This is a genomic window from Nocardia sp. NBC_00511, assembly GCF_045161165.1.
Classification (GTDB): Bacteria; Actinomycetota; Actinomycetes; order Mycobacteriales; family Mycobacteriaceae; genus Nocardia.
The window spans coordinates 5320516-5333687 of record NZ_CP107849.1 but is presented as its reverse complement, the minus strand read 5'-3'; the positions used below and the strand labels follow the sequence as shown (position 1 = coordinate 5333687).

The following is a 13172-nucleotide window of genomic DNA, read 5'->3' as shown; positions in this document are numbered from 1 at the left end:
TCTGAATTCATGACTGACGCTGTGGTGGTCGGATCCGGTCCCAATGGGCTTGCGGCGGCGGTGATCCTGGCCCGCGCCGGTCTCGAGGTCGAGGTGTACGAGGCCGCCGACACCATCGGCGGCGGGTGCCGCACCGGCGAGGTGACGCTGCCCGGCTTCCATCACGACCTGTGCGCGGGCGCGCACCCCATGGCGCTGGCCTCCCCGTTCTTCCGCGCCTTCGACCTGGCCGCGCACGGCGTGGAACTGCTTGCGCCGCAGGTCTCCTACGCGCATCCGCTGGACGGCGGCCGCGCGGCGCTGGCCTGGCGCGACCTCGAGCACACCGTGGACGGCCTGGGGCGCGACGGCCGGGCCTGGCAGCGGCTGTTCGGTCCGCTGGTGCGCCGGTGGGAGGACGTGGTCGGGCTGATCATGTCGGATCTGCGGCATCCGCCGCTGGATCCGATGGAGCTGCTGCGCGGGCGTCCGGGGATCGAACTGCCGCTGGGCCCGCGCCTGCTGGAACAGGCCTCGCCGCTGTGGAATCTGCGCTTCCGGGAGGATCTCGCGCCCGCGCTGCTGACCGGCGTGGCCACGCACGCCATTCGCCCGCCGCGCAGCGTCGCGGGCGCCGGGGTCTCGCTGCTGCTGGGCACGCTCGCGCACGTGGGCGGCTGGCCGGTGCCGCGCGGCGGCAGCCAGGCCATCATGGACGCGCTGGCCGACGATCTGAAAACCCATGGCGGACGGGTGATCACGGGCCACCGGGTGGACTCGCTCGACGAATTCGCCGATGTGCGAGCCGTTCTGCTCGATATCGCACCCGCCGAACTACAGCGCATCGCCACCCTGCCCGCCCGCTACAACTTCGCCCTCGACCGCTTCCGCTACGGCGGCGCGGCCTGCAAGGTCGACTTCGCGCTCTCGGGGCCGGTGCCCTGGCAGGCGCGCGGCTGCGAGCGTGCGGGCACCCTGCACCTGGTGGGCTCCCGCGCCGAGGCAGTGGCTGCCGAAAAGGCCGTCGCCGCAGGACGATTGGCCGACAACCCGTACGTGCTGGCCATCCAGCCCGGCGTGGTGGATCCGACCCGCGCGCCGGAGGGCAAGCACACCCTCTACACCTACGCGCACGTCCCCAACGGTTCCACCGCCGATCTCACCGAGGCGGTCACCGCGCAGGTCGAACGTTTCGCCCCCGGCTTCCGAGATCTGGTGCTGGCCAGCAATGTTCGCACCGCGGCCAGCATGCCGGTGTACAACTCCAACTATGTGGGCGGCGATATCTCAGCGGGTGCGATGACATTGCGCCAGACCGTTTTTCGTCCCGCGCCGCGCTGGAATCCGTACTCCACGCCGATGCCCGGCGTGTACCTGTGTTCCTCCGCGACCCCGCCCGGACCCGGAGTGCACGGTATGAACGGGTATTTCGCCGCACGTCATGCCCTGCGCACCGAATTCGGTGTTCCCACCGACCCCTTCGAACTGCTGACCGATCACTGGCGTAATTGACCCGGCAGATACTCTTGGGCGATCACCGATGTAACTGAACGATTGTGTAACGGCGAAGATCAAATCGCCGATCAGTTGTCCAGGTTGTGTTACTGCCGTTGTCGACTTGGCGTGCCTTCGGGCTGCCGGAGCCCATGGAGTTCACTTGTGAATCGCCGATCCATCAGGCGGACGAGACTGTTCGCGATTCCCGCACTCGCTGTCATCACCGCATTGTCGACCGTGTTCCTGGGTGGCGTCGCCACCGCGGACGCGCCGAAACCCAGTGCCATCTCTTCCATCGTGAAGGATGGGCAGACCTGGCATATGAAGGTGTATTCGGCGGCGATGGCGCAGGACATCACCATCGACGTGCAGCGTCCGGTCGATGAATCCCAGCCCGCCCCGAACTTCTACCTGCTCAACGGCCTCGACGGCGGTTTGAGTGACGCGAGCTGGACCGCGCAGACCAATGCGCTGCAGTTTCTGGCCGCCAAACAGGTGAATGTGGTGCAGCCGATCGGTGGTTTCGCCAGTTACTACACCGATTGGGACAAGCCGGATCCGTCTATCGGAGTGGCCAAATGGCGCACCTTCCTCACCGAGGAACTGCCGCCGCTGCTCGACGACGCCCTGCATTCGACGGGCGTGAACGCGCTGGCCGGAGTGTCCATGTCGGGCACCTCGGTATTGCAGCTGGCGGAGGCCAAGCCGGGCCTGTGGAAATCGGTCGCCGCCTACAGTGGTTGCGCGCAGATCGCGGATCCGATGGGCCAGCAATTCGTCAAGCTGGTGGTGCAGCGTGGCCGCGGCAATACCGAGAACATGTACGGCCCGGACAACAGTCCGGAGTGGGCCGCCAACGATCCGGTGATCAATGCCGAAAAGCTGCGCGGTACTTCGCTGTTCGTCTCCAGCGGTAGCGGTATTCCGGTGCCCGACGACGTCAAGTACTACCTGACCATGGATCAGGATCCCGTCTCGAACGCGGAGAGCCTCGCACTCGGAATCCTCATCGAGGGCGCCGTCAACCAGTGCACCCACAACCTGAAGGCCAAGCTCGACAGCATCGACATCCCGGCCACCTACGATTTCACCCCGGTCGGCACCCACTACTGGCCGTACTGGAACGACGCCCTGCACGTGTCCTGGCCTCAGCTGGCCCAGGGCATGGGCATCCAGCCCTGAGCCACGTCCACGGCTGAGCTGTATTGCCATGCGGCGCTGTTACGCTCGCGCGCATGGCCGGGTATTCGGGGACTCCGCTGGCGCGCAAGCTCGGGATCAAGGCCGAGGCGCGGGTGCTGCTCGCGGGTGCACCGATGGGATTCGAGCTGGGTGAGCTGCCCGCTGGGGTCGAGGTGCACGCGCGGGCGGGCAAGGGGCCGTACGACGTGATCGTCGGGTTCTGTCCGGATCAGGCCACGTTGGCGCGGCGGTTCGCGGGGTGGCGGGAACGGCTCGTGATCGACGGTGGGCTGTGGGTGGCGTGGCCGAAGAAGGCCAGTGGTGTCGCCACCGATCTGGGCGACAACGCCGTGCGGGCATACGGATTGGCGCAGGGGCTGGTGGACAACAAGACCTGCGCGATCGACGAGGTGTGGTCGGGGCTGCGGTTCGTGGTGCGGCTGGCCGACCGGTGAGCTACTGGGTTACCGCGGGTGTGCGGTAGAGGTCGGGTTCCAGGTAGATGACCCGGGCGGCCGGGACCTGGCCGCGTACTCGCGCCTCGGCCTCGTCGATGGCGGTGGCGATGTCGGTGATCTCGAGGCCGGGCACGATGGCGATCTTCGCGGCGACCAGCATCTCCTCCGGGCCCAGGTACTGGGTGCGCAGGTGGATTACGCGGTCGATGCTGCGATGGTCGACCAGGGCCTCGCGGATCTTGCGGTCCTCGTCGGGGGTCGCGCCCTCACCGATCAGCAGGCTCTGCATCTCGACGATCAGGATGATCGCGATGACGCCGAGCAACAGGCCGATGGCCAGGGTGCCGATGCCGTCCCAGATCGGATCGCCGGTGATCTCGGTGAGGCTGATCGCCACGAACGCGAACACCAGGCCGATCAGCGCGCCGGAATCCTCCAGCAGCACCACCGGCAGTTCGGGATTGCGCGAGTTGCGGATGAACCGCCACCAGGACGCATCGCCCTTGAGCGGCTTGGACTCTCGCATGGCGGTGTAGAAGCTGAAGCCCTCGAGGCAGATCGCGATGCCGAGGATGACGATGGCGACGATGGCGTTGGACAGGTGCTCCGGGTGCTGGATCTTGTGGACGCCCTCCCAGATCGCGTACAGCGAGCCGAGCGCGAAGATCACCAGCGCGACCACGAACGAGTAGAAGTAGCGGTTGCGGCCGTAGCCGAAGGGGTGCAGTTGGTCGGCCTGCTGTGCGGCCTGGCGCTGTCCGAACAGCAGCAGTGCCTGGTTGGAGGTGTCGGCCACCGAGTGCACGGCCTCGGCCAGCATGGAGGCCGATCCGGTGATGGCCGCGCCGATGAACTTGGCCACCGCGATTCCGGCGTTCGCGCTGAGCGCCGCCAGGATCGCCTTCTTACCGCCGCCCGCAGACAAATGAACCGCCCCTTCCCGAGGTACTCGCCAACGCTGTGCTCACGCGCAAACGCTATGTCCGTTTTGTCCGCAAATCTGTTGGACCGGGAGAGCTTACAGCCCTACGCGTCAGTCTTCGCCGACGACGGCACAGAACAGCTGCGCCGAACCGTCCACCGCCTGCGCGCGAATTCCGCCGTCCACGGCCGAGATCCACGCCGCGTACCCGCACTCCACGATCAGTTCCTCGCCGGCCTGCAGCAGCCGGACCCGCCCGTGCGTGCACAGCGCGATCATCGGACCCGACCGCAGCACCGGCACCGGCTCGGCGTCGGCCGCCAATTCGACACGGCTGAGCGCGAATTCGGGCGCGGGCGTGTGATAGCGGAAGACGTCGTCGGGCAGCGCCTCCGGTTCGATCACCGGCAGGTCCAGAGGTTCGAAGTCCAGCACCCGCAGCAGTTCCGGCACATCCACGTGCTTGGGCGTCAGCCCGCCGCGCAGCACATTGTCGGAGTTCGCCATGATCTCGACGCCGACCCCGCGCAGATACGCGTGCAGATTCCCGGCATCCAGGAACAGTCCCTCACCCGGTTCCAGCGTGATGCGATTGAGCAGCAGCGCCGCCAGCACCCCCGCGTCGCCCGGGTACGCCTCGGACAGCTCCAGCGCGGTGCGCACCTCGGCCACGAATTCCTTGCGCTTGCCGCCGTTTCCGGCGTCGCGCTCGGACAGATAGCGCACGCAGCCGTCGAGGACCTTGGGCAGCAGCGTGCTCAGCGTGGCCTGCGGCAGCGCGATCCAGGTGGTGAACAGGGTGCGCAGCCCCGCCGAGTCGGGCTGCGCGGCAAGCAGATCGGCGAACTGACCGAGCTCGGGCACGCCGAGCGCGTTGAGCAGTCGCACGGTCTGCATCGGATCCCGGAATCCAGCGAGCGCTTCGAAACGACCCAGCGCCACCACGAGTTCGGGCTTGTGGTTCTCGTCGCGGTAGTTGCGCATGGGGGAGTCGAGCGCCACCCCGGACTGGTTCTCGCGGGCGAACCCGCCGCGCGCCTGTTCCAGGCTGGGATGCGCCTGCAGCGAGAGCGGTTCCTCCGCGGCCAGCACCTTCAGCAGGAACGGCAGCCGGTCACCGAATTCGCCCGCGATGGAACCGAGTTCGCGTTGCGGGTCGGCGTCGACCACGGCCAGCAGTGATTCGCTGTGTCCGTCGATCCGTACGTGCGCGGGATCGGCCGGGTGCGCGCCGAACCAGAGTTCGGCCTCCGGATGCGCGGATGGAACCGGTCGTCCGCACAGCTGAGCGAGCGCGGTGCGCGAACCCCAAGCGTAGGAACGCAGCGCACCAACGAGTTCGTGCACTAGTAATTGCCCCCGTCGTAGCGTCCCGGACCGGTGGCCGGGCGGGAACCCAGTAGTCGTAGATAGGCGGCCGCCATCTCCAGCCGGAGCATCAGCACCGCAAGGGTTTCCAGCTCGCTGCCGCGGACCGGCGCCGGCTGGCCCTCGGGCGTGCCGACCGCGGCCGTCGCGGCGGTGGGCTCGGGATCGACGGTCACCAGATCGACGTCCACCAGCCCGGCGTCGGCCCCGAAGACCCCGAGCCGTCGGCGCACCGTCATCTGATCCGGATCCGAACTCACCACGAACACTCGCACCTGCTCCACCGGCGCGGGCCCGTCCAGCTGTTCGTCGTGGAACAGCGGATCGAACCCGGGCGCGGACACCCCGGCTGCCTCCACCAGACGAGCATGCGCCGCAATGGTTTCCGAGAGGTTGGCGGCCGTCGAGATCTGCCCGGCGGTGGCCAGCAGCACCTCGCTGGCATGCGCGGCCAGCACCGCGGCCGCCGGTGAATCACCGGTCAGCACCAGGCGTTTGCGTTGCAGCAGGCGGGTGGCCAGGGTCTTGGCCGGATTGTGGAAGGCCTCGTTCTGCGGGCCGTCGCGCAACGCCTCGGCGTCGAGCAGATCGGCCAGCGCGTTCAGTTCGGGCACCAGCGGGCCGACCCGATGCGGATCGATCGCGGCCAGCACCGCCATCCCGACCGCCAGATAGCGCAGCAGCCGATTCTGGTCGAGCACCGGCACCCGCGGCGCGAGCACGGTGGCGCGGCCCGCGGCGGCGGCCCGGACCGGGCCCTCGTCGGGCGCGGCGACGATCACTTCGGCACCTCGGCGCAGTGCGCGATCGACCGATTCCGCGAGTCGCGGATCGCCCGCGTCGTCACCGGAGACCAGCACCACGTCCAGTGGGCCGACCCACGGCGGCACGGTGGTCGCCGGTACCACCGGCATGCTGGTGCGGTCACCCAGGGCCGCGATGAGCAGTGCGGAAGCGCGTGCGGCGCGGCCACTGCCGGAGACCAGGACCAGGCTGCGCGGCCGCAGATCGGTCAGGCGGGTGAGCGCGTCCTCGGCGATCGCCGCGGCGGTCGCGCGCACCTGGGCGCCCCCGGATGCGGCGGAGCGCAGTACACCCCCGGCGTCGGCCGCCTCCAGCGAGGCGACGTCATCGAGGTCGATTACCGGTGTCCCAGCGATCATCGGGCGTTGCCACCTCCCCTCATCGGGTCACCAGACGCTGGTGAATCCAAGCTCTGTCATTCCACTATTCCAGTCAGGCGCGGACGATGCTCAGGATCTCGGTTACGAGTGCGTCTACTTCGTCCTGCGATCGTGCTTCGACGTTCAGCCTGAGCAGGGGTTCGGTATTGGAGGCGCGCAGGTTGAACCACGCCCCGTCGGCCAGCTGGACCGTCACGCCGTCCAGCCGATCGACCGATTGTGCTGTCTTGCTGAATGCTTCGAGCACCGCGGTGGTGCGCTCTTTCGCGTCGGCCACTGTGGAGTTGATCTCTCCGGAGGCCGCATATGTTGCATAGGCGGATGCCAGTTCCGACATCGGGCGGTCCTTCTCGCCCAGTGCGGCCAGCACGTGCAGGGCCGCGAGCATGCCGGAGTCGGCGCCCCAGAAGTCGCGGAAGTAGTAGTGCGCGGAATGCTCGCCGCCGAAGATCGCACCGGTGGCGGCCATCTGCTGCTTGATGAACGAGTGCCCGACCCGGGTGCGCACGGGAGTGCCGCCCAGCGCGGACACCAACTCCGGCACGGCCTTCGAGGTGATCAGGTTGTGGATGACCGTCGCGCCCGGCTCCTTGGTCAGCTCGCGCTCGGCGACCAGACCGGTGATGGCCGACGGCGAGACCGGGTCGCCCTTCTCGTCCACCACGAAGCAGCGGTCGGCGTCGCCGTCGAAGGCCAGGCCGATGTCGGCGCCGGTCTTGCGGACGTAGGCCTGCAGATCCACCAGGTTCTTCGGATCCAGTGGATTGGCTTCGTGATTGGGGAAGTTGCCGTCCAGTTCGAAGAACAGCGGTTCGATCGTGTACTGCTCGAGGGTGCCCAGTACGGCCGGCACGGTGTAGCCGCCCATGCCGTTGCCCGCGTCCACCGCGATGCGCAGCGGGCGCGAACCGCTCAGGTCCACCAGCTTGTGCAGGAAGGTCGCGTAGGCGGCGAGCAGATCCACTTCGCTCTCGGTGCCACGCGGGCCGTCGAAGGCCGGGACCCCGGCGATGACCTCTTCGGAGATGGTGGCCAGGCCGGTGTCCTGCCCGACCGGCAGCGCCTTGGCGCGGCACAGCTTGATGCCGTTGTACTTGGCCGGGTTGTGGCTGGCGGTGAACATGGCGCCGGGGCAGTCGAGATGGCCGGAGGCGAAGTACAGCTCGTCGGTGGAGGCCAGGCCGATGTGCACCACATCGAGGCCCTGGGCCAGCACGCCCTCGGCGAACGCCGCGGCGAGTTCGGGGGAGGAGTCGCGCATGTCGTGTCCGATGACCGCGCGGGTGGCGCCCTCGGCGCGCATCAACCGGGCGAAGGAGCCCGCCACATCGCGGACGAAGGCCGCGTCGATCTGCTCGCCGACCACGCCGCGAACGTCGTATGCCTTGATGACTGCTTGAACGGACTCGGCGGACCGGGCGACTGTCATGGGCACCACCCTAGTAGCTGAGTCTGACGAGAAGGGACTTCCCCCGCCTGTCCCACCGGGACTGCTGATTTCGCGAGGCGCGGGCAACTTGTCGGATACGTCCGGAATTTGCGGGAGGCTGAATCGCTGCCACGGCAGTAGCCGCGCCGACGGATAGCACTGCGTCGCCGTGAGACCGGGAGGATCAGTTGGGCGGATCGGGTAGGACTCGTAGATGCCCTCTCCGGCCGGTGCGCGTCGGGCGCTGCGGGGCCGGGGCGTAATCGGCGGGGTAGCCGCGCGGGTCGGGTTCCGGTGTGCGGCGGCGCAATCCGGCTTCGCGGACCGCTTCGGCGAGCGCGGTGAGATCGTCGTCGTCCTGAGGGGAGGAAAACCCGCCCTCGTGCCGGACCAACTCCCAACCCTTCGGCGCGGTGATCCGAGACGCATGTGTTTCGCACAGATCCCAGGAGTGTGGTTCCGCGACCGTGACCAGCGGACCCACCACCGCCATCGAGTCCGAGTACACATAGGTCAGCGTCGCAACGGCCGGGTTTTTGCAGCCTGGACGGCAGCAACGACGCATGGGAATCACGCCAAGCAGGGTAACCCGCCGCACGCCCCGCGGGTAGCGGGACACGCTCAACAAGGCCTGTTCTACGTCGGAAGAAGGTGTGGCGCGCACCCCGCGGGGGTATCCCGACGAACCGCGGCCGGGCCACCGCGGGCGGAAGCGGGTGATCGCGCCGGCAAGGGTTAGATTCAAGGTATGACCCGTTCACGTAAGAGGCGGCCGCCGACAGCGCGGTCGGTCATCCGCCGCGGGCGGGGTGTGCGCGGGCCGATGCTGCCGCCGACGGTGCCGGCCCGGCGCACCCGCGGCCAGCAGTTCGATCGCCTGGTGTTGGAGGCGTTCGCGCCGCTGGAGAGCCGGTGGCACGAGCAGCTCACCAAGCTCGATATCGCGGTCGACGATGTGCCGAAAATCCGTCCGCTGCACCCGGATTCGGTGACCTGGCCGGACGAGGTGGTGGCCGACGGTCCGGTCCCGCTCTCCCGCCTCATCCCGGCCGGAGTGGACCGCTACGGTCAGGCCACCCGCGCCCGAGTCGTGTTGTTCCGCAAGCCATTGGAGCTGCGTGCGGGCGACCCGGACGACCTTGTGGATCTGCTTCGCGAGGTTCTCGTCCAGCAGATCGCGACCTACCTCGGGGTCGACCCTGATGTCATCGACCCCGAACCCGAGTAGCGACTCCGGCCGGTAACGGCCCGGAACTCTTTCCGCTACAAGGGTTTTCGTACCTCTTAAATGATGCCGCGCTTGAGGCGACGGCGTTCACGCTCGGACAGGCCGCCCCAGATGCCGAAGCGCTCGTCGTTGGCGAGCGCGTATTCCAGGCATTCGTCGCGCACCTCGCAGCCCAGGCAGATGCGCTTGGCCTCGCGAGTCGAGCCGCCCTTCTCGGGGAAGAACGCCTCGGGGTCGGTCTGGGCACACAGCGCCCGTTCCTGCCACTGTTCAGCTTCTGTCAGTTGGCGATTGCCGCGTGAGAAGCTGTCGAACATCTCATCACCACCGGTGACGATCAGGCTCAGCCGCGGTGGTTCTGGCTGGTACTGCGCACGCGCCCACTGGCCACCCCCTGGTCGCGGCGTCGTCATCGGTTCACCCCCCTCGTATCCGTTCCGATCATCGGCGCAGAAGTCAGGTGCTGCGCCAGTCATGGAATCGGATTGCGATACACCCGGAATGCCCGACGGGGCCAGCTCTTCGGCCATCGCTCCGCCTCCTCACTGTGTGTTAGCGCAGAATGATTAATCCGTCGGAACCGATTCGCCGACGGCACAACACCGCGGCGTAGTCCCGCGGCCATCCCCGAGCTCGACGTCACTCCAGCTCGAACGCATGTTCGAAATCCCGTCCGCGCCTTGCACTCTCACGCGGACCCGGAATGACATGCCTGTGATTAGACACGCCGGTAGCGGCGATGGTCAAGCTGCCGAAGCAATTCCGTTACCATCTGCGACCCCCTTCGGAGGCGTTCCCGCAGATCAAACAGCAAATTCACAGCAAATGAGGTGTGAACGGTCTTCTCGGTGGGAACGCATAGGCTGTGCGGATGTGACTCGAGAACAAGCGGACAGCGCGCCCGGCACCGGCCTCCGGATCGTCGTTCTGGTCGGCGGAGTCGGCGGTGCGCGCTTCTTGCAGGGCGTGCGGGAGCTGCTCCCCGGAGCCGACACCACGGCCATCGTCAATGTCGGCGACGACGTCTGGATGCACGGGCTGCGAATCTGCCCTGACCTGGACACCTGCATGTACACCCTGGGTGGCGGCATCGACCCGGAACGCGGTTGGGGCCATGCCGACGAGACCTGGCACGCCAAGGAGGAGCTCGCGAAATACAACGCGCAGCCCGATTGGTTCGGGCTGGGCGATCGGGATATCGCGACCCATCTGATCCGCACCGAAATGCTGCGTCAGGGATACCCCCTCTCGGCGGTCACCGAGGCGCTCTGCAATCGGTGGCAACCGGGTGTGAAACTGCTTCCGGCAACCGACGATCGTTGTGAAACGCATGTAGTTATCGGCGATCCGGAGAACCCTGGCGAACGCCGCGCGATCCATTTCCAGGAGTGGTGGGTTCGCTACCGCGCCAACGTAGAGACCCATGGATTCGTGACTATTGGGGCGGATGCTGCAAAACCGGCGCCCGGTGTGACAGAAATCATAGAGTCCGCTGACGTGGTTCTGCTGGCCCCTTCCAACCCCGTCGTGAGCGTCGGATCCATCCTTTCGGTACCGGGCATTCGGGGCGCACTGCGCACCACCGCGGCCAAGGTGATCGGCCTGTCTCCGGTGATCGGCGGAAAGCCGTTGCGCGGCATGGCCGATGAATGCCTGTCCGTGATCGGCGTCGAGACCACCGCCGAGGCGGTCGGCAATCACTACGGCGCGCGCGCGACCACCGGCATCCTCGACGGCTGGCTCATCCACACCGGCGACACCGCCGACGTCCCCGGCGTCGAGGTGCGCAGTGTGCCGCTGCTCATGACCGATCCGGCCACCACCGCGGAAATGGTGCGCGCGGCCCTCGATATCGCGGGAGTCAAACCGTGACAACAGATTCCACCGCTGCGCCGGTCGATCACGCTGCCGCTGGACTGGGCGACCACGCCACCGGCGGCGAGCTGCGCATCCTGCCGGTAACCGGTCTGCCCGAATTCCGGCCCGGTGACGATCTCGCGGAAGCCGTTGCGGCGCAGGCGAGCTGGCTGCGGGACGGGGATGTGCTGGTGGTGACGAGCAAGATCGTCGCCAAGGTCGAGGACCGCATCGTCACCGTGCCCAGCGATCCGGACGAACGCGACGCGGCCCGGCGCGAACTGGTGCTGAGCGAGTCGGTGCGGGTGCTCGCGCGCAAGAACCGGACCCTCATCACCGAGAACAAACTCGGCATCGTGCAGGCTGCCTCCGGCGTCGACGGCTCCAATGTGGAGCAGGGTGAACTGGTGCTGCTGCCGGTCGATCCGGACGCCAGCGCGAAAGCGTTGCGCAGCGCGCTGTTCGAACGACTCGGCGTGCGGGTCGCGGTCGTCGTCACCGACACCATGGGCCGCGCCTGGCGCAACGGGCAGATCGACGCCGCCATCGGCTCGGCCGGAATCCGGGTGCTGCACGACTACGACGGGGCCATCGACGCGCAGGGCAATGAACTGCACGTCACCCTCGTCGCCATCGCCGACGAACTGGCCGCCGCCGCGGACCTGGTGAAGGGCAAGCTCGGCGGCGTGCCGATCGCGGTGGTGCGGGGCCTCGAATACAGCGACGACGGCTCCAGCGCCGCGGACCTGCTGCGGCGCGGTGACGACGACCTGTTCTGGCTCGGCAGCGCCGAGGCCATCGAACTCGGCCGCCACCAGGCGGTGCCGTTGCGGCGCTCGGTGCGCCAATTCGCTGACGCTCCGGTCGAACCCGAGATCATCCGGGCCGCCGTGGCCGCCGGGCTCACCGCGCCCGCGCCGCACCACACCCGACCTGTCCGCTTCGTCTGGGTGCGCGACCGCGCGCTGCGCGAACGACTGCTCGAGGCGATGGCCGACAAGTGGCGCACGGATCTCTCCGGTGACGGTCGTCCCGCCGACAGCGTCGAACGCCGAGTCGCCCGCGGCCGCATCCTCTTCGACGCCCCCGAGGTGATCATCCCGTTCTGTGTGCCGGACGGCGCACACGACTATCCGGACGAAACCCGCCGCGCCGCCGAACGCACCATGTTCACCGTCGCGGTCGGCGCGGCCGTGCAGGGCCTGCTGGTCTCCCTCGCCGTGCGCGGCGTCGGCAGCTGCTGGATCGGCTCCACCATCTTCGCCCCGGAGGTCACCCGCGAGGTGCTGGGTCTGGAGGCGGACTGGAACCCGTTGGGCGCCATCGCCATCGGCTACCCGCTCGAAGAGCTCGCGGCCCGCGAAGCCCGCGACGCGGGCAGTGGCCTGATCGAGTTGTAGGACCCTCGCTCGACGAGGGTGACGGCGCACGGCGGACCTGCCGCCGTGCGCCCTTGGTATGGACGCGCCGGAATCCGGCGCGCACGACATCGGGAGGAAACGCGTGACCGCGGAGTCGTTGCACAAGTCGGCGACGGAGTTGCTCGAAACCTGGTCCCCGCCAACGGGACCGGAGCAGTCACTGCGGGAGGCCATGCTGGCCTTCCTGGGCTCCGCTCCGCGCGGCTGCCTGCGCGAGCACGCCGCAGGCCACATCACCGCCTCCGCCATCGTGCTCTCCCACGACGAGAGCGAAGTCCTGCTGACCCTGCACCCCAGGGTCGGCCGGTGGATCCAATTGGGCGGCCACTGTGAGGAATCCGACGATTCGGTCGCCGATGCCGCCTTCCGCGAGGCCACCGAGGAATCCGGCATCCCCGGCCTCACCCTCGAACCCGGCCTCTACGGCGCCCAGGCCCACCCCATCACCTGCTCGCTCGGCGTCCCCACCCGCCACCTGGACCTGCTGTTCAAGATAAAGGCCCCGGAAGGCGCGGTCCCGGTACGCAGTTCGGAATCCACCGACCTGCGCTGGTGGCCGGTCAACGCCCTCCCCGCCGACTCGGACGTGCTGCTGCACTGACCCGCGGCGTTGTGGACAAGGGTTTCGCGCTCACTGGAACAGACTC

Annotated in this window: 13 protein-coding genes; 7 read left to right on the top strand and 6 right to left on the bottom strand. The window is 68.1% G+C overall.

The genetic code is table 11. From position 1 onward, the window contains the following. Positions 1 to 9 precede the first annotated feature (9 nt). The 3 genes from OG300_RS25030 (at position 10) to OG300_RS25020 (ending at position 3113) form a co-directional block, all read left to right on the top strand. Positions 10 to 1491, top strand: coding sequence for a phytoene desaturase family protein (locus tag OG300_RS25030; RefSeq protein ID WP_405485482.1), 1482 nt, complete (start codon positions 10 to 12; stop codon positions 1489 to 1491). 147 nt (positions 1492 to 1638) lie between these two features. Continuing rightward, on the top strand, positions 1639 to 2658 hold the full coding sequence (locus OG300_RS25025; RefSeq protein ID WP_405485481.1) for an alpha/beta hydrolase: 1020 nt from the start codon (positions 1639 to 1641) through the stop codon (positions 2656 to 2658). A gap of 53 nt (positions 2659 to 2711) precedes the next feature. Then, positions 2712 to 3113, top strand: a complete 402-nt coding sequence (locus OG300_RS25020) for a DUF3052 domain-containing protein (RefSeq protein ID WP_405485480.1) — start codon at positions 2712 to 2714, stop codon at positions 3111 to 3113. 1 nt (position 3114) lies between these two features. Here the strand turns inward: OG300_RS25020 and OG300_RS25015 are convergent, their stop codons facing one another. The 5 genes from OG300_RS25015 to OG300_RS24995 form a co-directional block, all read right to left on the bottom strand. After that, the gene (locus OG300_RS25015; RefSeq protein ID WP_405485479.1) at positions 3115 to 4041 is read right to left on the bottom strand and encodes a cation diffusion facilitator family transporter; all 927 of its coding nucleotides are present in this window, start codon (positions 4039 to 4041) and stop codon (positions 3115 to 3117) included. 108 nt (positions 4042 to 4149) lie between these two features. Continuing rightward, positions 4150 to 5385 (bottom strand): mannose-6-phosphate isomerase, class I, encoded by a 1236-nt coding sequence (gene manA / locus OG300_RS25010; RefSeq protein ID WP_405485478.1) that lies wholly within the window; start codon positions 5383 to 5385, stop codon positions 4150 to 4152. Beyond that, complete coding sequence (locus OG300_RS25005; RefSeq protein WP_405485477.1) at positions 5385 to 6569, bottom strand: tobH protein; 1185 nt, start codon at positions 6567 to 6569, stop codon at positions 5385 to 5387. The genes manA and OG300_RS25005 overlap by 1 nt, the downstream gene beginning before the upstream one ends. Before the next feature lie 73 nt (positions 6570 to 6642). Beyond that, complete coding sequence (locus OG300_RS25000) at positions 6643 to 8019, bottom strand: phosphomannomutase/phosphoglucomutase (protein WP_405485476.1); 1377 nt, start codon at positions 8017 to 8019, stop codon at positions 6643 to 6645. Positions 8020 to 8203: 184 nt separating this feature from the next. After that, positions 8204 to 8584 carry a DUF3499 domain-containing protein gene (locus OG300_RS24995; RefSeq protein ID WP_405498662.1) on the bottom strand — a complete coding sequence of 127 codons (381 nt, stop codon included), beginning with the start codon at positions 8582 to 8584 and terminating at the stop codon, positions 8204 to 8206. A 183-nt stretch (positions 8585 to 8767) separates the two neighbouring features. On the opposite strand from OG300_RS24995, the gene OG300_RS24990 reads away from it, so the two are divergent. Continuing rightward, a complete protein-coding gene (locus tag OG300_RS24990) occupies positions 8768 to 9247 on the top strand; it encodes a metallopeptidase family protein (protein ID WP_405485475.1) in 480 nt (159 codons plus the stop codon). A gap of 56 nt (positions 9248 to 9303) precedes the next feature. Here the strand turns inward: OG300_RS24990 and OG300_RS24985 are convergent, their stop codons facing one another. Next, the gene (locus OG300_RS24985; protein WP_405498661.1) at positions 9304 to 9564 is read right to left on the bottom strand and encodes a WhiB family transcriptional regulator; all 261 of its coding nucleotides are present in this window, start codon (positions 9562 to 9564) and stop codon (positions 9304 to 9306) included. A 556-nt stretch (positions 9565 to 10120) separates the two neighbouring features. On the opposite strand from OG300_RS24985, the gene cofD reads away from it, so the two are divergent. From cofD to OG300_RS24970, 3 genes are all read left to right on the top strand, one after another. Next, entirely contained in the window at positions 10121 to 11119 is a 999-nt protein-coding gene (cofD, locus tag OG300_RS24980) for a 2-phospho-L-lactate transferase (RefSeq protein WP_405485474.1), read from the top strand. After that, entirely contained in the window at positions 11116 to 12504 is a 1389-nt protein-coding gene (locus tag OG300_RS24975; RefSeq protein WP_405485473.1) for a coenzyme F420-0:L-glutamate ligase, read from the top strand. The genes cofD and OG300_RS24975 overlap by 4 nt, the downstream gene beginning before the upstream one ends. A 103-nt stretch (positions 12505 to 12607) precedes the next feature. Beyond that, the gene (locus OG300_RS24970; RefSeq protein ID WP_405485472.1) at positions 12608 to 13126 is read left to right on the top strand and encodes an NUDIX hydrolase; all 519 of its coding nucleotides are present in this window, start codon (positions 12608 to 12610) and stop codon (positions 13124 to 13126) included. Positions 13127 to 13172: the final 46 nt, after the last annotated feature.

Excerpts from the sequence above, each read along its gene's own strand:
- OG300_RS25030 (WP_405485482.1), top strand. The coding sequence starts at position 10 with ATGACTGACGCTGTGGTGGTCGGATCCGGTCCCAATGGGCTTGCGGCG.
- OG300_RS24995 (WP_405498662.1), bottom strand. The coding sequence starts at position 8,584 with ATGCGTCGTTGCTGCCGTCCAGGCTGCAAAAACCCGGCCGTTGCGACG.
- OG300_RS25020 (WP_405485480.1), top strand. The coding sequence starts at position 2,712 with ATGGCCGGGTATTCGGGGACTCCGCTGGCGCGCAAGCTCGGGATCAAG.
- OG300_RS25000 (WP_405485476.1), bottom strand. The coding sequence starts at position 8,019 with ATGACAGTCGCCCGGTCCGCCGAGTCCGTTCAAGCAGTCATCAAGGCA.
- OG300_RS24990 (WP_405485475.1), top strand. The coding sequence starts at position 8,768 with ATGACCCGTTCACGTAAGAGGCGGCCGCCGACAGCGCGGTCGGTCATC.
- OG300_RS24985 (WP_405498661.1), bottom strand. The coding sequence starts at position 9,564 with ATGTTCGACAGCTTCTCACGCGGCAATCGCCAACTGACAGAAGCTGAA.
- OG300_RS25005 (WP_405485477.1), bottom strand. The coding sequence starts at position 6,569 with ATGATCGCTGGGACACCGGTAATCGACCTCGATGACGTCGCCTCGCTG.